We start from the raw sequence: 24,299 nt of genomic DNA on the forward strand, positions 1-24,299 counted from the left end.
AGAGCCTCAAGTAGGCTCTTTCTTATTTATGACTTAAATGCCGGTAAATCGATTTGATCCGCCCTTCTACGCTGTAAAGAGGAATCCCCAATTTATGCGCAATTTCACGAGTATTTAACTGATTTGCGAGCAAAGATAAAATTTCTAACTCGATATCAGAGAACAATTGGCTTGGGCTTTCTTTAAAATGGTTGATGAATTGTTGAGCTTGGTTTTGAGTCTGAGTATTGAGAATATATTGTGCCAATTCGCCATGTAAGGTTGCACCACCCCTTAAAATGGTTCTGATCTGTTGCAAAATCTCACGGTCAGTCTGCTCAATAAAAAAGTAGCCATATGCGCCAGATTGAATTCCTCGGAAGATTTGCTCTGTTTGCCCTTTGGGCGCCAGTAAAATAATGACCACATAAGGATGATAAGCTTTTAATGAGCGTATTAAATCGTGTAAAGGCACTTGCGTAAAATTGAGATCGACTAGGACAATATTGGGTAAATGTAAACGGTAGATTTCAAGTGCATCATCTAAATAAGGTGTAGAGTGAATTAAAGGCGCAGGGTAGCCTAACTCCATCAATAATATTCTAAGGCGAAGGTCTAAATTCATTTCTTCCGAGAGAATTAATACGGGTGCTGGGAGTAAAAGCTCATTCACTATTTTTTGTCCTAAACTTGAGCATCCAATTACCTTTTGACTGTGTTCCAAATACTGAAAATGTTCTATACCTGTAAATTGGGATTTTCTGTCTCTGGTGCTAGTGTAAGTATTTGTTGAATAAAAATTAATTGAAAATGGTTTTAATTTTGTTGTGAATTTTAGGTAATTTGTTGAGATTGTTTTTTTTATTAGAATAAATGTTCATGAATATTATTGTTTAAGAGAAATTAAAGTAAATCTTTGCGCAGTTCGCGTGCACTTGGTATAGAGGTATAACGAAATACCGTATAACCTGCTTCTGTCAGCATTAAGTCGCGTTGACGGTCTTCATCTTCTTTACCAATATGACTTGGGTCATCTAATTCAATAATTGCGATAACTTTCATATCACGATTTAACACCACAAAATCTGTGACTTTTCGATTGAATTGTTGACGTATTTTGAAATTGTCACTGGTAATTAGGGCACTAAATGCGACTTGTGCCAAAATATGATGTTCAGGCAGTGCTTCATTCAGTCGAACAAACATTTTTTGTTCAAAGGCCGTAATGAGGGGTTTTTGATAAAATTGCTGCCGATTCCAAAAAAAATGTTGGAATAGCATCAGAAGCAAAAAAAAACTTGCCAGACAGCCAATAATAAAAAACAGCGTTTGAATTGATGTAAACACAAATTGAACTCAATAAAAAACCCACTACAAACTGAGTGGGTTTTTAGAATCTTGGCTCTCCAACCTGGGCTCGAACCAGGGACCTGCGGATTAACAGTCCGTCGCTCTACCGACTGAGCTATTGGAGAATCTGGAACGCATTTTAGGGGGCGAAGCGCAAGTGGTCAAGTAAAAAGTTAAAAAATTCAAATATTTTCAGTTAAGTGAATTAAAAATAGGCAAATAGATTATTTAATACGCTGTATTGCGTCAATATAAGTGGCTTGCGTTTTGAGGGGATTGGCTTGGCGACATGAATTGATCAATTGCATGAGTTCTTGTTGAGTCATATTCGAATGAATTTGTTTTTGAATCGCTGTTAAGACGCTAGGGTTTTTCCCAGCTAAATCACGACTACATTGATATAAGCGTTCGTACATCAGGGCAGAAGCAGACTTATTATTTTCAGACTTTTGTGTGCATTGAAAGGCAGCAAAAATAACCACAATGATAACAATCCAAAAAATCAGGGATTTTAGCCAAGGCAGATTCATTTTTATTCTCTATGCTGTTGTTATGTGGTGAAGATATTCAAAATACGACGAAATTACAATTTGCAATTAGATTGATTTTAAAATATAGGCAATAAAAAACCCACAACATAATGTGTGGGTTTTTTAGAATCTTGGCTCTTCCACCTGGGCTCGAACCAGGGACCTGCGGATTAACAGTCCGTCGCTCTACCGACTGAGCTATGGAAGAATAGTGGCTCTCCAACCTGGGCTCGAACCAGGGACCTGCGGATTAACAGTCCGTCGCTCTACCGACTGAGCTATTGGAGAATCTGATGCGCATTTTAGGGATGAAAGTAGGCGTCGTCAACCCGTTCCTGAAGATAATTGTTTTATTTGATTTATAATTATTCAGTTAAAGCCTAAAAATGAAAAAATCACCCGTAAAGGGTGATTTTTTATGCAGAAAAATAAAAATTATTTTTCAACACCAGCAGCTTGACCTGCATATTTCGCGTTTGCATAGTCCCAGTTCACTAAGCTTTCTAAGAAAGTTGTGATGTATTTAGGACGAGCATTGCGGAAATCGATGTAGTAAGCATGTTCCCAAACGTCAATGGTTAATACTGCTACTTTACCGTGAGCAAGTGGAGTATCGGCATTTGCAGTTTTCATAATAGAAAGCGCGCCATTTACTTCATCAGCCACTAACCAAGCCCAGCCTGAACCGAACTGAGTTGTTGCCGCAGCAGCAAATTCTTCAGCAAATTTTTCGTATGAACCAAAAGTTTCATCAATTTTTGCTGCTAATGCGCCAGTTGCTTTACCGCCACCGTTTTTAGCCATACAGTTCCAGTAGAACGTGTGGTTCCAAACTTGAGCTGCATTGTTGAAAACACCTACTTTAGCAGCATCGCCAGCAGAAGCTTTGATGATTTCTTCTAAAGTTTTACCTTCAAGGTCAGTGCCTTTGATTAAGTTGTTTAAGTTAACAACATAAGTATTGTGGTGTTTGTCGTGATGGTATTCTAAAGTTTCTTTGCTGATATGAGGAGCAAGATCTTCATAGCCATATGGAAGTGCTGGTAAAGTGATCGTTGTCATGATTTCAATTCCTTGCATTTTGCTGGGTTTTGACATTAAGTGGCACTATTGTAAAGGATTCTGGGCTAAATTTGCGCAATACTTTTAAATAACAATACAGAATAGCGCTCGAATTTATACGTATATAAAAAATACTTTAAATCTAATCACACTGCTTTAAATCCATATTTTAAGTAAGGAAAATTTGCCCAGCCCAAATTAAATCGGATTGTTTAATTCGAAATAACTATACTCAAGATTAAACTGTTCTGAAATAGCTTGTCCTAGGCGTTGTACACCATAACGTTCAGTCGCATGATGTCCGCAAGCGTAGTAATGAACATCCAATTCTTTCGCTTCATAATACGTTCGTTCGCTGACTTCTCCAGATATGTAGGCATCACAAAGTTGCTCAGCAGCTTTGCCAATAAAGTCTTGCGCTGCACCTGTACAAAAACCCACTTTCTGAATGGTTTTTTTATTCGCATTTAAATGAATAGTGTTAAAGCCTAAGCGTTCCGTGAGGATTTCCTTAAAAGCTTCTGGAGAAATCGCTTGCTTTAAATAACCAATATTGCCGATAGGGTGGCGTTCTGAAGCATCTAAAGCCTCAATATTTTCCAGTTCTAAAATTTCAGCAATTGCAGCATTATTTCCCAGTATTGGGTGTGAATCTAAAGGAAGGTGATAAGCCACCAATGAAATATCATTTTGGATCAGTGTCTTAATACGCTTTCCACGCATACCCGTAATCGGGTAGGGTTCGCCTTTCCAAAAATAACCATGATGGACTAAGAGTAGATCAGCTTGCTGTGCAATCGCGGCATCAATTGCCTCTTGAGAAGCAGTGACTGCGCAGAGAATTTTTTTAACTTCAGAGCGTCCTTCAATTTGTAAACCATTGGGTGCATAGTCTTTAAACTCTTGAGTTTTTAACGTGTCATTACACCATTGCAGAATTTCTTGCAGAGTCGCCATAAAAGTCTCTTAAGTTACGAATTAATATCATCAAAACATAGTTTGAATTGTAACTAAAGCATCACAAAACTCTTGCATGAATTTTGTGTACCGAACTGTATTTGCCTTTACAATAAGCATAAATTCTTCGTTATTAATAAATTAAAATATTTTAAGAGGATAGAAACGTGCGCCGGACCTTTACATGGTTACCTTGGGTGTTACTCATTATTGTGATTATTGGTTTTATTGCATGGCAACAATACCAAAAACCAAAAGCGCCTGTTGCTCCTGATGGCGTAAAAATGCCTGCTGAAAAAGTTGAACCGCTGATTGATACGTCCAGAACGGGTGGGATAGTGTCTTATAGTGCAGCGGTAAAAGTTGCTGCACCTGCGGTGGTCAATATTTTTACCACACAGAAAGTCAAACAACTTGATCACCCGCTCATGAATGATCCTGCATTTAGAGAGTTTTTTGGTAATCAACTTCCAGAACAATTAAATCCTGAACAAAATGAAAATAGTCTGGGGTCTGGGGTGATTGTTCGCCCAGATGGTTATATTTTGACTAATAATCATGTGGTTTCTCAGGCTGATCAAATTATTGTTGCATTACAAGATGGTCGACGTGCGGCTGCTAAAATTATTGGTACAGATCCTGATACTGATTTAGCTGTGATTAAAATTGAGTTGGATAAACTGCCTGTATTACCTTTTAAGCTGAGTGGTAATGAAGTGGGGGATGTGGTACTAGCGATTGGTAACCCATTTGGTGTTGGTCAAACTGTAACGCAAGGGATTATCTCTGCAACAGGGCGTTCAGATTTAGGCATTAATACTTATGAAGACTTTATTCAAACTGATGCGGCAATTAATCCTGGTAACTCAGGTGGAGCCTTGATTGATGTAGCAGGCAATTTAATTGGGGTCAACACTGCTATTTTCTCACAATCAGGTGGTTCACTGGGGATAGGTTTTGCGATTCCTGCAAAAATCTGTCAGCAAGTGCTTAATTCAATTTTGAAAGATGGTCGTGTGGTTCGTGGTTGGTTAGGTATTAGTTTAATGCCTGTACAGCAAGAAAATATTATTGAACCAAAACAAGCGGGTGTGGTTGTTGCAGACGTGCTAAAAAATGGGCCAGCAGCTCAAGCAGGATTATTAAAAGGCGATAAAATTACTCAAGTGAATGAGGAAAAAATTACCTCAGCATCGCATTTGATTAATTATGTGGCATTGCAAGCGCCGAACAGTACCGTCAAGATTCAAGTCGAACGTGCTGGTAAACCATTAACTCTGAATGTGGTGGTTGGGGAACGTAAAGTCCAGAATTCGGATTCGCAATATATTCCGTTACCGCAAAGATAAATATTTTAAAAACAAGCTCCTGAAAAGGGGCTTTTTTTATACCTAGAGCAAACTCACTTAGGCGAATTGATAAGGACGTTTTACTTCATTCGTTTATCCATTTATGGTCAAATACAGCGTGAGAATATAAAGCAATATAGGGAAACATCATGACAAATCCAATGATGCATCAGGTAGTGATTACCGAAGTAGGTGGACCAGAAAAATTAGCCATTGAGCAAACTGTGGTGCCAGAACCTAAGGCTGATGAGGTTTTGGTTCAAGTCCATGCTTTTGGATTGAATCGACCAGATATTTTACAGCGTCAAGGTTTATATCCAATGCCAAAAGGTGTGACTCCTGTGCCAGGTTTAGAAGTTGCTGGTGAAGTCGTTGCAGTCGGATCGGATGTTCAGAAGTTTGAAGTCGGTGATCAGGTGTGTGGTTTAACCAATGGTGGTGGTTATGCCGAATATTGTGTTGTACCTGAAAGCCAAACTTTAAATATTCCAACAGGCTTAAGCTATGTGCAGGCTGCGGCAATTCCAGAAACATTTTTTACGGTATGGGCCAATGTGTTTCAAATGGGTAAAGCCAAAGCAGGAGAAACGGTGCTGATTCATGGTGGCACAAGTGGTATTGGGACCACAGCATTAATGTTATGTAATGCACTGGGTCTGAAAACCTTTGCAACCGTTGGCTCAGATGAAAAAGTTCAAGCTATTGCTCATTTAACGGATGCAATTAATTATAAAACACAAAATTTTGAAAGTTATATTTTAGAAAAGACCGATCAGGCAGGTGTTGATGTCATTCTAGATATTGTGGGTGCACCTTATCTTGAACAAAACCTGAACTTATTACGTAAAGATGGTCGTTTGGTTTATATCGCCTTCCTTGGTGGAGCAAAAGCCAAAGAGGTCAAGCTTGGTCAAATTATGATGAAGCGTTTGACGATTACGGGTTCGACCATGCGTGCGCGGAATACAGCCGAAAAAGCAGAAATTCGCCAAGGTTTGCAAGAGCATGTTTGGCCGTTATTGGAGCAAGGTCAATGTGTTCCAATGATCTATAAAACTTTTAAATTTGACCAAATTCAAGATGCACATCGTGCTATGGATACAGGTGAGCATATTGGTAAAATTGTGGTTGAAGTGATTTAACCCATTGAGTTATTGATCATGAAGTAAGCTTAAATATAGCGTAATGAGAATATATTGAAGCTTCTCTTCATGTTCATCCCTAGGCATGAAGTAAAGACTGCTCTTTATGTTGGAAATATGAGAGAATAGTAGATTCCTTTTAATGTAAATGAGCAGTGCATGACTGAACAATCTCCTGAGCAATTAAGTGATATCGAAATTTTAGACATCTTAAAGTCTATGAAAAACGATAAGCTCAATGTTGAAGCCAATCAAATCATTCGTGATGGAGGCAAGGCTGGACGTCAGGAAGCACATAAACAGGCTTTAGTAGCATTACACCAAGCTTTTGAAGAAAATTTTGTTGAAGCAGTGACGTTGGCTTTACATTTAAATTCAACTCAAGCGAAAAAAATTCGTTATAAAAAAGACCGTATTCGTATTTTAAAAGCGCAAGGGATTGATTATTTAGCCATTGATGGGGCTGAAACAGCACAAGTTCTGGCGCAAATTGCACAAGCAATTACCCGTGAAGAAGCGATGGTGACAGAAGATTTGCATAATATTTTCCCATTCTGGAAGCAGGGTTGGCCAATGGTGCAGTTCGACAACGCCTACAAAATTCTAGAAGATGATATTTTGATTCACTATCAATCTGTTTTAGAGGCTTTATTGGAAAAGTATTAATCTTTTAATGCACAATGAAAATAAAAAAGAGCACCATGAGATGCTCTTTTTTATTAGCAGTTTTTTATCCAAGTGTTGAATAAAGTGGAAATATTCCAAAAATTACAGCAGTGACTAACATCACTAAGCAAGTAATAACTGCCCACTTAATGGTGAACTCTTGATGTTCACCAAAATTGATTCCTGCAAGTCCGCACAATAAATAAGTCGATGGAACCAAAGGTGATAAGAGATGTACAGGTTGTCCAACAATTGCAGCGCGAGCCATTTCAGCAGGGCTAATGCCATAATGCCCAGCGGCTTCAGACAATACGGGTAGTACACCAAAATAGAAGGCATCATTTGACATAAAAAAGGTGAGTGGCATACTTATCACAGCAGTGATAGGTGCTAAATAAGGTCCCATGCTTGGAGGAATAATTGCTACCAATTCTTTGGACATAGCATCGACCATACCAGTGCCTGAAAGAATACCTGTGAATATACCTGCGGCAAAAATAATACCGACCACAGCCAATGCACTTGCAGAGTGATTGCCAACTAAACGCTTTTGCATATCTAAATCTGGATAATTCACAATCAACGCAATACACAATGCCACCATAAATAAAATTGGTGCAGGTAAAATACCCATAACTAAGGCAAACATGAGTCCCAGTGTTAACACCGCATTAAATACACGCAGATGATGGCGGTTCGCTTCAGGGACTTGAGAGATTTGAATGTTATCTCCATGACTAATATCTAATTCGACTATTCCAATACGTTTACGTTCCATGCGACCATACATAAAACCTAAAAAGTATAACCAGATAATTGCGACAAACATTGGAAATAGCATTGGTACAAATACATCATTTGGGTCTACGTGTAGTGCAGTTGCAGCACGTGCCGTTGGTCCACCCCATGGAGTTAAATTCATGATGCCGCTGGCAAGCATCATTAAGCACGCCATAATCAAAGGGCTCATACCAATACGTTTATACAGTGGTAGCATCGCAGCAACACAGATCATATAAGTCGTTGAACCATCACCATCTAATGACACAATCAGGGTCAATGTGATTGTCCCTAAAGTCACTTTCAGAGGGTCACCTTTGACTTGTTTTAAAATCCATTTCACAGATGGATCAAACAAGCCTGTATCAATCATGATGGCAAAATAAAGAATAGCGAATAACAGCATGACACCTGTCGGGGCAAGTTTCTTAATCCCCTCCATCATCATGTTGCCTAATTCTGAAATATTAAATCCTGCTAGACTGTCAACAAAAAAGCTTAAAGCATACGTAATTAATGCAAAAAGAATTGGAATTAAAGTTAAAGCGACAAGAGCGCTCAAACGCTTGGACATGATTAAATACATAAAGCAAATAATCATGCCCAAGCCTAAGATAGTCAGCATGGATCAGTCCTTTGAGTGTGATGGTTTTATTTAATATTTGAGTGAAATTGATAGTATTCAAATACTGGTGTTTTTTAAAGATTATTTAACAAATGGTATTTTTTATTCTATTTTTCTAATAAATAATATATATCGATAAAGTATGTCAGAGTACCAAATTGGTATGGATTTGCATCAATTGGGTGCAAAAAAAACCTTGCATCATTTGCAAGGCTTAGAAAGTAAGAAATAGCTAACTTTTATTCTTGCGGTTCCGTGTTATTGGAGTCTTTTGACTCTGGAAGTAGGCGAGTCACTAGCAGTTGGTCAATCTTAAAATGATCGACATCGACCACTTCAAATTTAAAACCTGCGTATTCTACGGTATCGGCAGGGCGTGGAATTTTGCGTAGACGGTACATCATAAAACCAGCCAAAGTTTCATAATTTTCTTCATCTGGCATTTCGTCGATTGCCAGTGCATGTTTCATGTCTTCAATCGGCGTGCTGCCATCAATTAGCCATGAATTATTATCACGTTTAATAATCTGTTGTTCAGCTTCAATCGGAGTAACCCAGTCGCCCATCACTGTAATCATAATGTCTGACAGGGTGATGACGCCCACAACTAAGGCATATTCGTTAATCACCACTGCAAATTTTTCTTTGGTTGAGCGGAAACGGTCTAATAACTCAGATAAGGTTAATGTGTCTGGAATGGTGAGAACATTACGAATGGTACTTTCATTGAGTTGGAGTAAAGATTGATTATTCAGAATACGGACCAGAATGTCTTTAGCATCGACATAGCCAATCACATCATCAATATTTTTACTACACACCAAGAACTTTGAATAAGGATATTCCGCCAATTTTTGACGGATGCTGGCTTCGGATTCATTTAAAGTAAAATACACCACATTTTCACGTGTGGTCATACTTGAAGGTACGTTACGTTCTTCAAGTTCAAATACGTTTTCAATGAAATGGTGTTCTTGCTTTTGTAGCACTCCGGCTTGTGCGCCAGCATCCATTACGGCAGAAATGTCATCAAAGGTAATGTTGTCATCACGGATGGTGTTGACTTTAAATAGACGAAATAACAAGTTGGCAAGGGCATTAATAATCCAAGCCAAAGGTTTGCAGACCTTAATAAACACCTGAATGGGGTTAATCACCGCAATAGAGATTTTTTCAGGAGCAATCATAGCCAAACGTTTCGGCATGAGGTCGGCAAACAAAATAAACAAGGAGGTGACTAAAGTGAAAGATAGAGCAAAGCTAATAGTTTCAGACCAAGGGCCAGTATAAAAACGAGAAACAAAGCTCATGAAGTAAGGACGAAAAGCCCCTTCACCTAAAATACCACCTAAAATTGCGACTGCATTTAGACCAATTTGGGAGGCTGCAAAAAAATCAGCAGAATTTGCCTGCAAATCTAAAACTTTTTGCGCTCGCTCTTCGCCAGCTTCGGCCAGAATTTTCAATTTGACTTTGCGTGCACCAGCAAGTGCAATTTCAGTCAGTGACAGAAATCCCGCCCCTGTAATCAGAAGTGCGATGATTATAATATTCTGGAAGAGACTCACGAAATCCACCTGCGGATCATCATTATTATGAAATATTTTTAACACAAAAAAGCACTAGGGGAATAATCGAATTATGCCCGAAGTGCTAACAGTATAATCTTAAAAAAGAAGAATTTAAGAAAAATCTAATTAATAATGTGAAAATTGTGAGTTATTTAATAAAAATTCACGATTTTCTTCTTCGATCATTTGACGAGCGACATATAAAATTAACTGGCGTAACCAACGGTGTGCTGGATGATGATGTAACAGAGGACACCATGCCATTTTTAACTCGAATTCAGGAATATAGAACGGTGGGTCTTTGATGAGTAAATGTTGGCTCTTGGCTTGTAAACGTGCAATACGTGTTGGCAAAGTTGCAATCAAATCGACATTTGATGCTAATAGTGCCGGCATTTGATAATGGCGGGTAAAGACAGAAATTTTACGCTTTTGCCCGATTCGTTCTAATGCTTGATCAATCCAACCTAAGCCCGCTTGTTTTTCAGGATTTACCCCAAAACCTACACCCATACCTGTTTTAGACACCCAAATATGTTGCGCATCGAGATAACTTTTTAAGTTTAAATTTGATGCAGCAGGGTGCTTACCATTCAATAAGCAGGAAAAACTGTCACGCCATACTAAAACTTGATGGAAACTTTGCGGAATTTCATTAAATCGGTTGATGGCTAAATCGACTTTACCTTGTTCCATATCACGATAGGACACGTCACTCGGAGTTAAAAAGTCCAACACGACGTTGGGTGCTTCTGAGCGTAAGGCTTTAACTAAACGAGGAACCAACGTGGCCTCGGCATAGTCAGAAGTCATAATGCGAAAAACACGATTAGAGGTATAAGGACGGAACTCTGTACGTGGTTCTAAAATCATGGAAAGGTCTGACAACGCATCGCGAATTCTTGGCTGTAATTCAAGCGCACGTTCGGTAGGGGTCATACCTTCGGAAGAACGAATCAATAGAGGGTCATTAAAGAGATTACGAAGGCGACGTAAGATGTTACTCATTGCAGGTTGGGTAACGCCCAATTGTTCTGCTGCACGCGTGACATTTTTTTCACGCAATAATACATCAAGATAAATGAGTAAATTAAGGTCGACCCGCTCCAGATTCATAAAATAAATACCAAGAATAAACTTATGAAATTATGTTGATTATGCCATAAGCGATAAGGCTTGTGTAGAAAATATGATGAAAAAAAGCTGGCGGGAGGTGAAACGAATTGCGAATGAATAGTAAAGGAAAATGACTAAAAATAAAAGTTAAAAGCCTTAAAAATCCAAGACCCCATGATTCTGAGTTCATGGTTAAAGTGCCCCTAGAGTTTATGGTTTTTCGATTTAAAGAATTGCTAGACAAGGAACAATCGAGTTTATATTTTATACAGTCGTATTTAAATGTTAGAGCTCAAAACTGCGAAATAAAATCGCTGAAATTAGACGGAAATAGTCAAAACTAGGGGTGCAAGACTTAAGTCTAATGCTTGTTTTGTGATCTAATCTCTCATTTTGTAAGAAATAATATTTTTTCTTTTATTTAATAAATAATTAAATAACAGGTATTTACAATATATTGGTTTGCTTATAATACGACTTTGATCTATATATTTTTTTAAAAAATACCGAAAATTACTTGAGGATATTGGATTAATTTTACAACTCAATCTAATCTGTATTCATCGTAATGAAGTGTAGTAAATCTGAACAAAAATGATTATTCAGATTCTAGTGCTTCAATTGATGAAATCCTAATATTATTACAGGAAAATATCATGACAACATACCAAACAGCGATTGATGCAATCCGCGAATTAAAAGCAAAATTCGGAAGCACTTGGGCAGACATCAGTCCTGAAGATGCTGCGCGTATGCAATTACAAAACCGTTTCAAAACTGGTTTAGACATTGCTAAATACACAGCTGCAATTATGCGTCGTGATATGGCTGCTTATGATGCTGATTCAAGCAAATATACTCAATCATTAGGTTGCTGGCACGGTTTTATCGCACAACAAAAAATGATTGCGAACAAAAAATATTTTGGTACTACTGAACGCCGTTATATCTACCTTTCTGGTTGGATGGTTGCTGCTCTTCGTTCAGAATTTGGTCCACTTCCTGACCAATCTATGCACGAAAAAACTTCAGTTCCTGCATTAATCGAAGAAATTTACACTTTCTTACGTCAAGCTGATGCGAAAGAACTAAACGACTTGTTCCGTGCGCTTAAAAAAGCTCAAGAAGCTGGCGACACTGCTAAAGCTGCTGAAATTACTGCTCAAATCGACAACTTTGAAACTCACGTTGTGCCAATTATTGCGGACATCGATGCTGGTTTCGGTAACGAAGAAGCGACCTACTTACTTGCTAAGAAAATGATCGAAGCTGGTGCTTGTGCACTACAAATCGAAAACCAAGTATCTGACGCGAAACAATGTGGTCACCAAGCTGGTAAAGTAACTGTTCCACATGAAGACTTCATCTCTAAAATCCATGCATTACGTTATGCATTCTTAGAAATGGGTCTTGATGACGGTATCATCGTTGCGCGTACTGACTCTGAAGGCGCTGACTTGACTCAAAAAATCCCAGTGGTTAAAGAGCCAGGTGACATCGCTTCTCAATACATCGGTTTCTTAGACACTGTTGAAATTGACATTGCTGATGCGCAAGAAGATGAAATCCTAATCAAACGTGATGGTAAACTTCACCGTCCAAAACGTTTGGCTTCTGGTCTATACCAATTCCGTCCAGACACACAAATTGACCGTGTTGTTCTTGACTGCGTATCTAGCCTTCAAAATGGTGCTGACCTTCTTTGGATCGAAACTGCGACTCCAAACGTAGAAGAAATCGCTCACATGGTTAACCGTGTACGTGAAGCAGTTCCAAATGCGAAGCTTGTTTATAACAACAGCCCATCATTCAACTGGACTTTAAACTTCCGTCAACAAGCTTACGACCGTTGGGTTGCTGAAGGTAAAGACGTTTCTGCTTACGACCGTGCTAAATTAATGAGCGCTGAGTACGATGCTACTGAATTAGCTGCTGATGCAGACGCTAAGATCCGTACATTCCAAGCAGATGCTTCTCGTGAAGCGGGTGTGTTCCATCACTTGATCACACTTCCGACTTACCATACTGCTGCTCTTTCTACTCATGAGCTTGCACAAGGTTACTTTGGTTCTGAAGGTATGTTGGCTTATGTTGCTGGCGTACAACGTAAAGAAATCCGCGGTGGTATCGCTTGTGTTAAACACCAAGCAATGGCTGGTTCTGACATCGGTGATGATCACAAAGAAATCTTCTCTGGTGACAACGCGCTTAAAGCACATGATGATGCTAAAAACACAATGAACCAATTCGCTGCTCACTAAGTCGCGATCTGATTCAAAAAAACCCTGCGTAAGCGGGGTTTTTTAATGGAGAATTTTAAATAAAAATTACTTTAGTTAATTGCTTTATTTAAGATGTAATGTTCAGCCAAGTTGCCTTCAATTTTCTTACCATCTTGGTCAAGTGCATAAAGTCGATTTTCTGCAATAAAGTATTTGCGCTGATCACCATTTTTATCCAATGTAATGACACTACCACTATTGTCAAAACTGAATTGACCTTTAGCGTTAAATGGATTGTTATCACCTTTGCCTAGGTATGTTTCAGTTAAGTGATAAGTTGAATCGGCATTTAAAACTAATAAGGTCTTAATGCCTTCACAGTCTGCACAAGGCAATGTGCCCTGATAATCTCCAGCCCAATCTAAAGAATTTTGGGCATTATGCGCAGAATCAATTTCAGTTGAAGATGCAACTTTCGCTTCGGATGTTGTGGTGTTTACTTCAGCATTTTGAGTAGGTTTGGAGCAGGCAGTTAATGCACAAGCAGCTAATAATGTAGCAATCAGTGTTTTATTCATCATTAGATTCCCAGTATTGTCATGGAGTAAATGGTTAATTGATTTTATGACCAAAAGGTAAAATAAATTATCTGATAAATAAGTAAAATATTTAAAATGTAAAGCAAAGTAGCATTGTGTAATGTGGATCCTCATCATTAATCAAGTTGAGTTCAGGTGGCATAGTATTGATTGAATGGTAATGACGAGATATTTGCTTACAAATGAAATGCGCTGTAGCAGTGAACAGTACTGCGGCATAAATAAGAATTAATCACCTATTTATCTATATTTACCGAAGTTTAATGTCTAAAAAATTACATGATGAAAATCATTCAATAATTAAAAGGTTGAGTTAAAAAGCGGTAATAAACAATTTATACATTTATATATTAATGGGGTGATTTTTAATCAATTGGTGCTTTTTTTATTCAATTAGACTGGTAGAATTCGCTGTCTTTTTTTGTTGGTTTTGGTGTTGCTGTGTTTGAGAAGTTGGCTGAACAATCTTTGGCATTGATGGGGTGGAAGACAGATAATCAATGGCCTGAGCATTTAGATCAATGTGTCATGATTGCTGCACCGCACACCAGTAATTGGGATGCACTTTACGCACGTTTGGCTTTGAAAGCCCTTGGTGTCAATGTTCGTCTGACGATCAAAGACAGTTATATGAAATTACCTTTTGGTCCTTTTGTACGTGCAATGGGTGGAATTGGTATTAATCGTCGCCCTAAAAATGAAGGTGAGGCTCGACCAAGTATGGTGGAGTTAATGACTGATTTATTTAAAACACATCCTAAATTAGTCATGCTGGTTACACCTGAAGGCACGCGTTCAAAGCAGGAACAATGGAAAACGGGTTTTTATCATGTGGCCGTCAAGGCAGGTGTACCGATTGCGTTGGCCTATATGGATTATGTAAAAAAAGAAGCGGGTGTCGGTAAGATTGTTTACCCAACAGGTAATTATGAGCAGGACATGCAAGAAATTATGCAATTCTATGCCGATATTCAGCCTAAGTTTCCAGAAAAATTTAGTATTGATACCCGTTATTTGAATCAACAAGATGCCTGATAAATTTGAAATCATCTTTCAAGCGAGGTCGTTACAGACGGACCTCGCTTTTTTATGCCTGAAAATCTTATTGGCTTAATCCCCCAAGTAACTGACAAGCTTCTTTATAATGTTCATATTCTGCCGAAATGACTTCAGGTAGCGGTTCATGAAACAGAATGTCGCCATCTTTATAGCTTTGAACATACGCTTCAACTTTTTGTCTAGAGTTTCCTAATGCGTGTTCATAATAATTAATGATGGGACTGTGCATCATTTGGCTAGATTCAATATTGTGGCATTGAAAATGTTCGAGTAATTTTTCAGCTTGTTTTATTTCTTTGCTGGTGCCGAAAGCACAACCTGTGAACAGCAGGGCGCAAGCAATGAAGGAAAGGCGTAACATGAGGAATTGTGCTTTATAAAAGTGCTCAGCATTCTACGTGTCAATCAAATGATATAAAATCTTTTTAATGTATAGATTTGATTCTTTGCCCGTAAAGTAAACAGTGGTGCGGTAAAACCAAAAAAGAAAAATTCAAATAATCGTTTTTGAATGGTCAGTAGAATTCTAAAGCAGTAAGATAGTGCAGAATCAATTGCTGGTCCAAATCATGAAAATTGTGGCTGATGAAAATCTTGCTTTTACCGATTATTTTTTTGCAGAATTTGGTGCAATCCAACATGTCCCAGGTCGCAATTTAAGTCATTCTGATGTTGTAGATGCTGATGCACTCTTGGTGCGCTCGGTAACCAAAGTAAATGCCACATTGGTACAAGATACAGCACTTCGTTATGTGGGTAGCGCCACCATTGGTACGGATCATCTAGATATTCAAGCTTTAAATGCTGCGGGTATTCCGTGGTCGAATGCTGCGGGCTGTAATGCTCAAGCGGTTGCGGAATATGTGATTACAGCTCTTTTACATTTAAAACCTAAACTGATTTCTGCCGAGCAAAATTTTTGCTTGGGGATTGTTGGATTAGGTAATGTCGGTTCTCGTCTAGCAACTATGGCGCAGCTATTGGGCTGGCAGGTGATTGCCTATGATCCTTTTGTGCAAAGAGATCATATCACGCAAGTGGATTTTACACAGTTATTACAACAAGCCGATGCAATTTCAATTCATGTGCCTTTGACCAAAGCAGGTCAACATCCAACTTATCATTTATTTAATGCGACAACTTTGGCTCAAATGAAGCCAAATGCCATATTGATTAATTCGGCACGTGGACCTGTGATTGCGGAAGCTGATTTAATGGTTGATATTCGGAAAACCAATCGTACTGTGGTATTGGATGTTTTTGAGCATGAGCCAGAAATTTCATCTGAACTATTAGAGCTTTTGGCGTTGGCGACACCACATATCGCAGGTTATAGCTTAGAAGGCAAGGCACGTGGTACTCAGATGATTTATGAGGCATTTTGTCAGGTCTTTGCTCAAGCTGCGACAAAACGGTTTGAAACTCAACTTCCAAGTTGTGAGCAATATTTTGCCCAAGCTGATTTTAAAACCGTGCTGACTCAATATTTAAACCAGATTTATGATATTGCTCAAGATGATGCCAATTTAAGAGCATGTGTAAAGCAAGGAAAAGTCGAACAGCAAGCCTTTGATACTTTAAGAAAAAACTACCCGCTACGACGTGAGTGGGCAGCACATGGAGGTCCACAGGCGTGAGTCAAGTTCATTATCAACCGACTTGTGATTTAGCGGCAATGCAAGCGCGTGCCAAAATGTATGCACAAATTCGACAGTTTTTTGCTGAACGTCAAGTTTTAGAAGTTGAAACTCCAATTTTATCGCAAGCAGGTGTAACAGATGTGCACTTAGCTTCGGTGCAGGCACAGCGCCATGTACAAGGTAAACTTGCAACACATTATTTACAGACTTCACCAGAATTTGCCATGAAACGTTTATTGGCAAGTGGCAGCGGACCAATTTATCAAATTTGTAAGGTTTTCCGTGACGATGAGCATGGGCGTAAGCACAACAGTGAATTTAGTATGCTGGAGTGGTATCGTCCGCATTTTAGTTTGAAAGATTTAATGTTCGAAGTTACTGATCTATTAAATGTGACTTTGGCACAGCGTTTTGGCGAAATCCGTCCGACCATTTTAAGTTATAAACATGCGTTTATGGACCGTTTGGAGTTAAATCCTTTACAGGCTAGCTTGAAAGAACTGAAAGATTGTTGTCAGCGCGTCGGTTTAAATCTGGATTTGGGTGATGATCGACTGGGATATATTGATTTACTGTTTTCACATTTTGTAGAACCTAGTTTAGGTTTTGACACGGCTGTATTTTTGACAGATTTCCCACCTGAGTTAGCATCTTTGGCAAAAACCAAACATGATGAAGATGGTGAATTGGTTGCAGCACGTTTTGAACTGTATATCGAAGGTTTGGAATTGGCGAATGCTTATGATGAATTGATTGATGCAGATGTATTGCGTCAACGTTTTGAGGCAGATAATCAAGAGCGTAAGCAGTTAGGTTTGCATGTCATGCCTATTGACGAATATCTATTAGCTGCTTTGCCGAATATGTCAGAATGTGCAGGGATTGCTTTAGGCTTAGATCGTTTATTGATGGTGGCGACTGAAAAAATGCGCTTGGAGCAGGTGATTACTTTTCCAGCACAGATTGCATAATCATAAATAACTGGAAGATTCAAAGCCCCTGATTGATTGAGATCAAGGGCTTTTGATTATTCTGGCTTATTTGTCGCAGTATGCTGTGATTTATAAGCTTCCAAAGCCTGAATACGACGTTGAATCAACATTTCACCGATTTCAGAGCCTTGAACATTCTCAGGTAAATCTTGTGCTTTAATTGTACGCACAATTTCCATCGCATCACGCATATAAGTGGCTTGCGGATACTCACGATCTTCAAGCCCAAGACGTCCGCGTGCATCACACTCACAGGCTTGTATGAAGGCTTCAACTCGTTCTGGACGGCGTAGTACATCAAGACGTTGTAGTAGGCGCCAGAGTGTTCCAGGCTTTAAAGCAAAAGCTTGATGGCACTTTAAGTGTTCTTTGCAGACGGCTAAGGCCAATTGTTTGGTTTGAGTCGGTACTTTTAATCGATCACAGACTTGAGTTACGGGTTGAATCCCACGCTCTTCATGCATGATATGCCGAGGTAATTCATGCTCAGGGGTGAGGGCTTTACCCAAATCATGCACCAAAACAGCAAAGCGTACATCCAGTGAATAATTGGCTTTACAGGCTTGATGGAGAGACATGAGTGTATGAACACCACAGTCAATTTCGGGATGATACTCAGGGCGCTGTGGAATGCCAAAGAGTGCATCAATTTCAGGAAATAAAACTTTTAAAGCACCACAAGCTTCTAAAACCTCAAAATAGACATCTGCATGAGTTTCCATCAGCGCACGTGAAGTTTCTTTCCAGACCCGTTCTGGGGTAAGCGCATTTAATTCACCTGATTCAGCTAATTCCCGCATTAAATCAAGCGTTTCTGTGGCTATGCTAAAACCTAAAGGTTTATAACGCGCAGCAAAACGAGCCACACGCAATACGCGAAGCGGATCTTCAACAAAGGCATGGGATACATGGCGGAGTATTTTATTGGCTAAATCTTGTTGACCTTGATAGGGATCATAGATTTTCCCAGCTTCGTCCATGGCTATCGCATTAATAGTTAAGTCGCGGCGAATCAAATCATCTTCAAGGGTCACGCTAACATCGGTAAAGAACTCAAAACCATGATAACCCTGTCCTGACTTACGCTCAGTACGGGCTAAGGCATATTCTTCTTTTGATTCTGGGTGTAGAAAAACGGGAAAATCTTTGCCTACAGGCTGATAGCCAAGTGCCAGTAATTGCTCTGGAGTAGCGCCAACAACAACATAATCTTTTTCGTGATAGGGGTGTCCGAGTAAGTGATCTCGTACTGCACCGCCTACTAAATAAACTTGCATGAAAAAACCTCTATTCTTCAAGCAATCATGCTACAGAATAGAGGTTTTCTCAAGTCAATAACTTGAGCTTTTCACTAAAGATTAAAGTGCTTCAGTTTCAGCTTGCTGAATTTCAGCCACAGTTAATGCTGTCATGTTTACTAAACGACGTGTTGTAGTCGTTGGGGTAAGAATATGAACAGGTTTTGCTGCACCTAATAAAATAGGACCAATAGTAACGTTGTTACCAGAAGTTGATTTCAAGAGGTTGAATGAAATGTTAGCAGCATCTAAGTTCGGCATAATTAACAAGTTAGCAGAACCTTTGAAACGTGAGTTCGGGAAGGCAAAATGACGAATAGTTTCGTCCATTGCTGCATCACCGTGCATTTCACCTTCAACTTCAAGTTCAGGTGCGATTTCACTCAAGATTTCAAATACTTTACGCATTTTTTGTGCACTTGGATCATTTTGATCTGAACCAAAACTAGAATGTGAAAGTAGAGCAACACGTGGAGTAATACCAAAACGACGCACTTCTTCAGCCGCTAAAATGGTCATTTCAGCCAACTGTTCAGCTGTTGGATTCGTATTTACATAAGTATCCGCAATGAACAAGTTACGATCTTCAAGCATTAATGCATTGAGGGTAAAGAAGTTGGTACGACCTTCTTTCAAGCCAATCACATTTTTAACGAAGTCTAAGTGAATGTCATAGCTTGAATAAGTACCACACAACATACCATCCGCTAGACCATGTTTAACCAACATACCTGCGATTAATGTAGAACGACGACGCGCTTCACGATGTGCGTATTCAGGTGTTACCCCTTTACGTTGCATGATGTCGTAATAGTCTTCAGCAAATTTTTCGTAGTTCGGGTTTTGCTCTTGGTCAACAATTTCAATGTTTACGCCATGTTCTAAGCGTAGACCTAATTTCTTAATGTTGGCTTCGATCACCGCAGTACGACCCACCAAAATTGGTTTCGCCATACCTTCATCTACAGCAATTTGTACAGCACGTAATACGCGGAGGTCTTCACCTTCAGCATAAGCAATACGCTTAGGATCTGTTTTTGCTTGAGCGAAAATCGGTTTCATAATGAATGCAGAGTTATAAACAAACTCAGACAAACGTTGGCGATATGCCGAGAAATCTTCGATTGGACGTGTCGCAACACCAGAATCCATAGCTGCTTGCGCAACTGCTGGTGCAATTTCAAGGATTAAACGTTGATCAAGTGGGCGTGGAATTAAATAGTCACGACCAAAAGATGCAGATTTTTCACCATAAGTTGCAGCATCTGCTTCAATGTGTGCCATACGTGCAATGGCGTATACGCAAGCAATTTTCATTTCTTCGTTAATGGTCGTTGCACCTACATCGAGTGCACCACGGAAGATATATGGGAAGCAAAGCGCATTGTTCACTTGGTTCGGATAGTCTGAACGACCTGTTGCCATGATCACGTCATCACGAACTTCATGTGCATGTTCAGGTAAAATTTCTGGATCTGGGTTAGCAAGGGCAAAAATAATAGGATCTTTTGCCATGACCTTAACCATTTCTTTGGTTAAGATACCTGCCGCTGAAAGGCCAAGGAACATGTCAGCATCTGCAATCACGTCAGCCAGTTGTGTACCTTCAATGTCTTGTACATAGCGTTTTTTAGAGTCATCTAGACCTTCACGCTGAGTCGTGAGTAGACCACGTGAGTCAGCGACGATAATGTTTTCTTTCTTTGCACCAATTGCGCAAAGTAAGTCTAAACATGAAAGGGCCGCAGCACCTGCACCCGAAGCGACAATTTTGATTTCTTCAATTTTCTTGCCATTTAACTGAAGTGCATTCAGTAAAGCAGCACCTACAATGATTGAAGTACCGTGTTGGTCATCATGGAACACAGGAATATTCATGCGTTCGCGAAGTTTACGCTCAATGTAAAAACATTCTGGCGCTTTAATATCTTCGAGGTTAATCCCGCCAAAAGTTGGTTCTAACGCTGCAACAATATCAACGATTTTGTCTGGATCATTTTCAGCGATTTCGATGTCGAAGACATCAACACCAGCAAATTTTTTGAACAGGACGCCTTTACCTTCCATTACTGGTTTTGACGCTAATGGACCGATGTTACCTAGTCCAAGTACTGCGGTACCATTAGTGATAACGGCAACAAGGTTACCACGTGCAGTATATAGGGCGGCAGTTGAAGGGTCGCGTTCAATCTCTAAACAAGGCGCAGCCACACCTGGGGAGTAAGCAAGTGCTAAGTCATGTTGGTTGACCAGCTGCTTGCTAGGTGTAACACTGATTTTACCTGGGGTTGGAAACTCGTGATAATACAAAGCTTGCTGTTTTAATGATTGATCGTCCATCTGAATCTCGTTTGTTACTGAGTGGTCCAGCTTATGCTGGTGGTTTTGCTGAATTTGCTCGAATATACCATTACTTGTCTTTTAAGCCCAGTCGAACACGCTTCTTTTTTACACAAACTTAGACCTCAAGCCTATTGACTTAGACTAAGAAGGGATAAGTTTATGTAATTGCAAGTATTCGGTGGCATTTTTTTCAGAGAGTGGTTTAGAAAAAAGATAACCTTGGGCAATGTCGCATTGTAGTTTTTCGAGATAGCAGAGCTGCTGTTCAGTTTCAATCCCTTCTGCGACGACAGTTAATCCCATTGCTTTACCCATGGCAACCATGGCACTAATAATGGCATCTTGTTTGCCATCTCCAATGTTGGCGATGAAGGCACGATCTATTTTTAGAATATCAATCGGGAAATCTGCGAGATAAGCAAGAGATGAATAGCCTGTACCAAAATCGTCTAGAGCAATATTAATATGACGTTGCTTAATTTGATCCAATAATATTTTGACCGTTTTTGAGTTTTCAATCAGGGAAGATTCAGTAATTTCAAGTTCTAAACTTTCACCAGAAATTTGATACGTTGCAATGGCTTCATCTAAATCGGAGAGAAGTTGTCCACGTTGTAATTGTTGAGCAACGACATTGACAGATACGCAAATATTTTTAAAACCAATCGAATTCCAATAGCTAATTTGCTTAGCTGTTTTTCGAATGACAATTCTTCCAATATCTGAAATTAAGCTGGTTTTTTCTGCCATTGGAATAAAGAGTGCAGGAGGAATAATGCCTTTAGTTGGATGATTCCAGCGAACCAAAGCTTCAAAACCGTAAACATGTTGATCTTTAAAGTCGATTTTAGGTTGGTAATAAACAACCAGCTCATCATTACGAATAGCTTGGCGTAAGTCACGTTCTAAATAAATGCCTTGTTCAAGCAATGCTGTGTTATCACTCGAGTAATATTTCATGGTATGCCCCCCCAAACGCTTGGCTTCAGTTAAGGCTTGTTCGGCACAATTATTTAAATAATCGAGTTGTCGACCATGTTCAGGGTAGAAGGAGATCCCCATGGAAACCGTAATAATATGATCCTGTCCAAAAATATCAAATGGTTCAGCAAAAGCATCTTGAATACGCTCACAATGCTGTTGAATGGATGGGCGGATATGAGAAATCTCATACACAATCGCAAAGTCATCGCCATTTAAATGTGCCAGGAACAACGCATCTGTGTTGGTTAAGCGTAAACGTTGAGCGACTTGTCTTAACAGTTCATCACCACCATTATTGCTTAAATATTCATTGAGTGGTCGGAATCGGTCAATATTGAGTCGAATCACAGCGAGTTGTTGAATGGAATCTTGATGCGATACTAAATATTGATGTAGTTGATAATTATAGTAAAAACGGTTTGGTAAGTCCGTTAACGTGTCATAATTTTCAAGATAAGATAAACGTTGTTCTTGAAGTTTACGTTCTGTCAGATCGGAAACAATCCCAATATAGTTGATGACACGATTATGTTCGTCGTGTATCGCATTAATATGTAGCCAAAACGTCAGCTCTTTGCCTGTACTGAATTTTTCAGTGAGTTCACCGTCATATTCACCTGTGCGTGCTAATTGTTCTAAAATAGCCTGATGGTTTTGTTGCTGTACGGATTTAAGGTTTGAGGTGATTGCGAAAAGATGCTGTCCTAAGCAGAGGTCTTTATTAAAGCCTGTGATCTTTTCATAAAAAGGATTTACATTGACATAATGCAAATGTTTATCGAGGATAAAAATACCCTCAGCCGCTTGTTCTAAGACACTTGCAGCCAGTTTTAGACGTTCTTGATCGGTGCGTTCCTGATGAATGTCGCGTTGTATGCCAACCATGCGCAAAGGCTTTTTATTGGTTGGATCTCGTTCAATCACACGTCCAATATCGTGTACCCAACTCCACTCACCATTGGATTGCTGTACACGATAGGTGGCTTCATAGCGATCAGTCTCGGCACGAAGATGCTGTTTTAATGCTGCTTTGAAGCAGAATAAATCATCTGGATGAATGATGTTTTGTAGCTGAATACTGTGTTCTTTTGAATGTTTACGTTTTTTCTGTTGTTGGTAGTTACTGACAGATATATGACGTTCTTTAATATTCCAGTCCCAAGGTTTTAAACCTGCAATTTCATGTGCAAGATCCAAGTTTTGTTGCTGGTTTTCTAGATTACGATTCATTTGCTCAATATCAAAAGTACGTTCTTTAATTTTGTGCTCTAATTGCTGGTTATTTTGCTGTAGTTGTAATTCAATTTCTTTGGATTTGTTCATTTCATTTTGCAGTTGTTCACATAATTCTTCAGTCCGAGTCACTTGTTGCTCAGCATTTTTTATGAGTTGACCATTACGTAAATATAAAGCAGATAAGCGTTTATGGATTCGTACAGTAGAATTGGCACACAATAAAATGACGATAAGAACAAAGTTCACGGTTAGATGAAATAATTGGTTAATTTGGTCAGTAAGAATAAATTGAGATATAAAGTAAGGAATAATAGACGGAATGAAAATTAGACAAAAATAATCAAGGCGTTGGGTTAGGAAGGTAAGCGCTAATGTTTGAGTCACGATTAACAATAAGGCGGATAATGTTAAAGCATGAACAGGTTCAAAACTTGGATTGACCAGAGGTAAATAGTAATAAATAAGACTAATTCCAGTTGCAATGAGTATGCCGATACCTATGCAGAGAAATTGCACCCAGTGATGCGCTTGGGAAATAGAATATTGTTCAAATTTAAATCGAGTTGCGGTCAGTAACCAAAAACTGCCGACAAGGAGCTCTGTGAGCAAGAACCAAACATTGAAATAGATGGAAAAGTGGGAAAAGTTAAACTGATAAACACAATAAACATATAAAAAAATAATGAGAATACTGGCCAAAAATAATTGGATATGCCTTATGGAATTATGAATTTGCGCAGCACGTAACTGCGATCTAAGATTCGCATCTAAAAAATCGGGCATAATATTCATAACCTTA

General features: G+C 39.1%; 20 protein-coding genes and 3 tRNA genes. 7 read left to right on the top strand and 16 right to left on the bottom strand.

Annotated elements, in window-relative coordinates:
• Positions 1 to 22 precede the first annotated feature (22 nt).
• The 8 genes from M5E07_RS04975 to M5E07_RS05010 form a co-directional block, all read right to left on the bottom strand.
• Positions 23 to 652, bottom strand: coding sequence for a helix-turn-helix domain-containing protein (locus tag M5E07_RS04975; RefSeq protein ID WP_252222562.1), 630 nt, complete (start codon positions 650 to 652; stop codon positions 23 to 25).
• Between the two features lie 230 nt (positions 653 to 882).
• Positions 883 to 1,326 (bottom strand): DUF2726 domain-containing protein, encoded by a 444-nt coding sequence (locus M5E07_RS04980; RefSeq protein ID WP_252222564.1) that lies wholly within the window; start codon positions 1,324 to 1,326, stop codon positions 883 to 885.
• A gap of 52 nt (positions 1,327 to 1,378) precedes the next feature.
• Positions 1,379 to 1,454, bottom strand: a tRNA-Asn gene (locus M5E07_RS04985).
• 99 nt (positions 1,455 to 1,553) lie between these two features.
• Complete coding sequence (locus M5E07_RS04990; RefSeq protein WP_116761756.1) at positions 1,554 to 1,859, bottom strand: hypothetical protein; 306 nt, start codon at positions 1,857 to 1,859, stop codon at positions 1,554 to 1,556.
• 132 nt (positions 1,860 to 1,991) lie between these two features.
• Positions 1,992 to 2,067 (bottom strand) — tRNA-Asn (locus tag M5E07_RS04995).
• 4 nt (positions 2,068 to 2,071) lie between these two features.
• Positions 2,072 to 2,147 (bottom strand) — tRNA-Asn (locus tag M5E07_RS05000).
• A gap of 147 nt (positions 2,148 to 2,294) precedes the next feature.
• Complete coding sequence (gene sodB, locus M5E07_RS05005) at positions 2,295 to 2,921, bottom strand: superoxide dismutase SodB (RefSeq protein ID WP_116761857.1); 627 nt, start codon at positions 2,919 to 2,921, stop codon at positions 2,295 to 2,297.
• A 198-nt stretch (positions 2,922 to 3,119) separates the two neighbouring features.
• Positions 3,120 to 3,878, bottom strand: coding sequence for a Nif3-like dinuclear metal center hexameric protein (locus M5E07_RS05010; protein ID WP_116761754.1), 759 nt, complete (start codon positions 3,876 to 3,878; stop codon positions 3,120 to 3,122).
• Between the two features lie 167 nt (positions 3,879 to 4,045).
• On the opposite strand from M5E07_RS05010, the gene M5E07_RS05015 reads away from it, so the two are divergent.
• From M5E07_RS05015 to M5E07_RS05025, 3 genes are all read left to right on the top strand, one after another.
• Entirely contained in the window at positions 4,046 to 5,227 is a 1,182-nt protein-coding gene (locus M5E07_RS05015) for a S1C family serine protease (RefSeq protein ID WP_116761752.1), read from the top strand.
• A 149-nt stretch (positions 5,228 to 5,376) separates the two neighbouring features.
• Complete coding sequence (locus M5E07_RS05020) at positions 5,377 to 6,369, top strand: NAD(P)H-quinone oxidoreductase (protein ID WP_252222566.1); 993 nt, start codon at positions 5,377 to 5,379, stop codon at positions 6,367 to 6,369.
• A 159-nt stretch (positions 6,370 to 6,528) separates the two neighbouring features.
• Positions 6,529 to 7,035, top strand: coding sequence for a hypothetical protein (locus M5E07_RS05025; protein ID WP_116761748.1), 507 nt, complete (start codon positions 6,529 to 6,531; stop codon positions 7,033 to 7,035).
• A 64-nt stretch (positions 7,036 to 7,099) separates the two neighbouring features.
• Here the strand turns inward: M5E07_RS05025 and M5E07_RS05030 are convergent, their stop codons facing one another.
• The 3 genes from M5E07_RS05030 to M5E07_RS05040 form a co-directional block, all read right to left on the bottom strand.
• Positions 7,100 to 8,440, bottom strand: coding sequence for a CitMHS family transporter (locus tag M5E07_RS05030; RefSeq protein WP_252222568.1), 1,341 nt, complete (start codon positions 8,438 to 8,440; stop codon positions 7,100 to 7,102).
• 239 nt (positions 8,441 to 8,679) lie between these two features.
• The gene (gene paeA / locus M5E07_RS05035; protein ID WP_116761856.1) at positions 8,680 to 10,008 is read right to left on the bottom strand and encodes a polyamine export protein PaeA; all 1,329 of its coding nucleotides are present in this window, start codon (positions 10,006 to 10,008) and stop codon (positions 8,680 to 8,682) included.
• 129 nt (positions 10,009 to 10,137) lie between these two features.
• Positions 10,138 to 11,127: a LysR family transcriptional regulator gene (locus M5E07_RS05040; protein ID WP_016166891.1), complete on the bottom strand. Its 990-nt coding sequence runs from the start codon at positions 11,125 to 11,127 to the stop codon at positions 10,138 to 10,140.
• Positions 11,128 to 11,783: 656 nt separating this feature from the next.
• On the opposite strand from M5E07_RS05040, the gene M5E07_RS05045 reads away from it, so the two are divergent.
• The gene (locus M5E07_RS05045) at positions 11,784 to 13,388 is read left to right on the top strand and encodes an isocitrate lyase (RefSeq protein WP_252222571.1); all 1,605 of its coding nucleotides are present in this window, start codon (positions 11,784 to 11,786) and stop codon (positions 13,386 to 13,388) included.
• A gap of 71 nt (positions 13,389 to 13,459) precedes the next feature.
• On the opposite strand, the gene M5E07_RS05050 is transcribed toward M5E07_RS05045, so the two are convergent.
• Positions 13,460 to 13,927 (bottom strand): copper resistance protein NlpE, encoded by a 468-nt coding sequence (locus tag M5E07_RS05050; RefSeq protein WP_252223700.1) that lies wholly within the window; start codon positions 13,925 to 13,927, stop codon positions 13,460 to 13,462.
• Positions 13,928 to 14,389: 462 nt separating this feature from the next.
• Between M5E07_RS05050 and M5E07_RS05055 the strand changes: the two genes are divergently transcribed.
• Positions 14,390 to 14,983: a 1-acyl-sn-glycerol-3-phosphate acyltransferase gene (locus M5E07_RS05055; protein ID WP_252222573.1), complete on the top strand. Its 594-nt coding sequence runs from the start codon at positions 14,390 to 14,392 to the stop codon at positions 14,981 to 14,983.
• A 67-nt stretch (positions 14,984 to 15,050) separates the two neighbouring features.
• On the opposite strand, the gene M5E07_RS05060 is transcribed toward M5E07_RS05055, so the two are convergent.
• Positions 15,051 to 15,368: a hypothetical protein gene (locus M5E07_RS05060; RefSeq protein ID WP_252222576.1), complete on the bottom strand. Its 318-nt coding sequence runs from the start codon at positions 15,366 to 15,368 to the stop codon at positions 15,051 to 15,053.
• A gap of 208 nt (positions 15,369 to 15,576) precedes the next feature.
• Between M5E07_RS05060 and M5E07_RS05065 the strand changes: the two genes are divergently transcribed.
• Both M5E07_RS05065 and epmA read left to right on the top strand, forming a co-directional pair.
• A complete protein-coding gene (locus tag M5E07_RS05065; RefSeq protein ID WP_252222578.1) occupies positions 15,577 to 16,644 on the top strand; it encodes a 4-phosphoerythronate dehydrogenase in 1,068 nt (355 codons plus the stop codon).
• Between the two features lie 38 nt (positions 16,645 to 16,682).
• Positions 16,683 to 17,618, top strand: coding sequence for an EF-P lysine aminoacylase EpmA (epmA, locus tag M5E07_RS05070; RefSeq protein ID WP_252223702.1), 936 nt, complete (start codon positions 16,683 to 16,685; stop codon positions 17,616 to 17,618).
• Between the two features lie 56 nt (positions 17,619 to 17,674).
• Here epmA and M5E07_RS05075 read toward each other — a convergent pair whose 3' ends face one another.
• From M5E07_RS05075 to M5E07_RS05085, 3 genes are all read right to left on the bottom strand, one after another.
• Positions 17,675 to 18,916: a multifunctional CCA addition/repair protein gene (locus M5E07_RS05075; protein ID WP_252222580.1), complete on the bottom strand. Its 1,242-nt coding sequence runs from the start codon at positions 18,914 to 18,916 to the stop codon at positions 17,675 to 17,677.
• 81 nt (positions 18,917 to 18,997) lie between these two features.
• Positions 18,998 to 21,277, bottom strand: coding sequence for an NADP-dependent malic enzyme (locus tag M5E07_RS05080; protein ID WP_116759161.1), 2,280 nt, complete (start codon positions 21,275 to 21,277; stop codon positions 18,998 to 19,000).
• 144 nt (positions 21,278 to 21,421) lie between these two features.
• Positions 21,422 to 24,283 (bottom strand): EAL domain-containing protein, encoded by a 2,862-nt coding sequence (locus M5E07_RS05085; RefSeq protein WP_116759162.1) that lies wholly within the window; start codon positions 24,281 to 24,283, stop codon positions 21,422 to 21,424.
• Positions 24,284 to 24,299: the final 16 nt, after the last annotated feature.

The organism is Acinetobacter tibetensis, assembly GCF_023824315.1.
GTDB classification, from domain to species: domain Bacteria; phylum Pseudomonadota; class Gammaproteobacteria; order Pseudomonadales; family Moraxellaceae; genus Acinetobacter; species Acinetobacter tibetensis.

What these genes read in the sequence shown, in the direction of transcription:
- M5E07_RS05060 (WP_252222576.1), bottom strand. Translation starts at nt 15,368, where the DNA reads ATGTTACGCCTTTCCTTCATTGCTTGCGCCCTGCTGTTCACAGGTTGT.
- M5E07_RS05075 (WP_252222580.1), bottom strand. Translation starts at nt 18,916, where the DNA reads ATGCAAGTTTATTTAGTAGGCGGTGCAGTACGAGATCACTTACTCGGA.
- M5E07_RS05050 (WP_252223700.1), bottom strand. Translation starts at nt 13,927, where the DNA reads ATGAATAAAACACTGATTGCTACATTATTAGCTGCTTGTGCATTAACT.
- M5E07_RS05080 (WP_116759161.1), bottom strand. Translation starts at nt 21,277, where the DNA reads ATGGACGATCAATCATTAAAACAGCAAGCTTTGTATTATCACGAGTTT.
- M5E07_RS05040 (WP_016166891.1), bottom strand. Translation starts at nt 11,127, where the DNA reads ATGAATCTGGAGCGGGTCGACCTTAATTTACTCATTTATCTTGATGTA.
- sodB (WP_116761857.1), bottom strand. Translation starts at nt 2,921, where the DNA reads ATGACAACGATCACTTTACCAGCACTTCCATATGGCTATGAAGATCTT.
- M5E07_RS05020 (WP_252222566.1), top strand. Translation starts at nt 5,377, where the DNA reads ATGACAAATCCAATGATGCATCAGGTAGTGATTACCGAAGTAGGTGGA.
- M5E07_RS05025 (WP_116761748.1), top strand. Translation starts at nt 6,529, where the DNA reads ATGACTGAACAATCTCCTGAGCAATTAAGTGATATCGAAATTTTAGAC.
- M5E07_RS05045 (WP_252222571.1), top strand. Translation starts at nt 11,784, where the DNA reads ATGACAACATACCAAACAGCGATTGATGCAATCCGCGAATTAAAAGCA.
- M5E07_RS05010 (WP_116761754.1), bottom strand. Translation starts at nt 3,878, where the DNA reads ATGGCGACTCTGCAAGAAATTCTGCAATGGTGTAATGACACGTTAAAA.
- M5E07_RS05030 (WP_252222568.1), bottom strand. Translation starts at nt 8,440, where the DNA reads ATGCTGACTATCTTAGGCTTGGGCATGATTATTTGCTTTATGTATTTA.
- M5E07_RS04990 (WP_116761756.1), bottom strand. Translation starts at nt 1,859, where the DNA reads ATGAATCTGCCTTGGCTAAAATCCCTGATTTTTTGGATTGTTATCATT.
- M5E07_RS05065 (WP_252222578.1), top strand. Translation starts at nt 15,577, where the DNA reads ATGAAAATTGTGGCTGATGAAAATCTTGCTTTTACCGATTATTTTTTT.
- epmA (WP_252223702.1), top strand. Translation starts at nt 16,683, where the DNA reads ATGCAAGCGCGTGCCAAAATGTATGCACAAATTCGACAGTTTTTTGCT.
- M5E07_RS05085 (WP_116759162.1), bottom strand. Translation starts at nt 24,283, where the DNA reads ATGCCCGATTTTTTAGATGCGAATCTTAGATCGCAGTTACGTGCTGCG.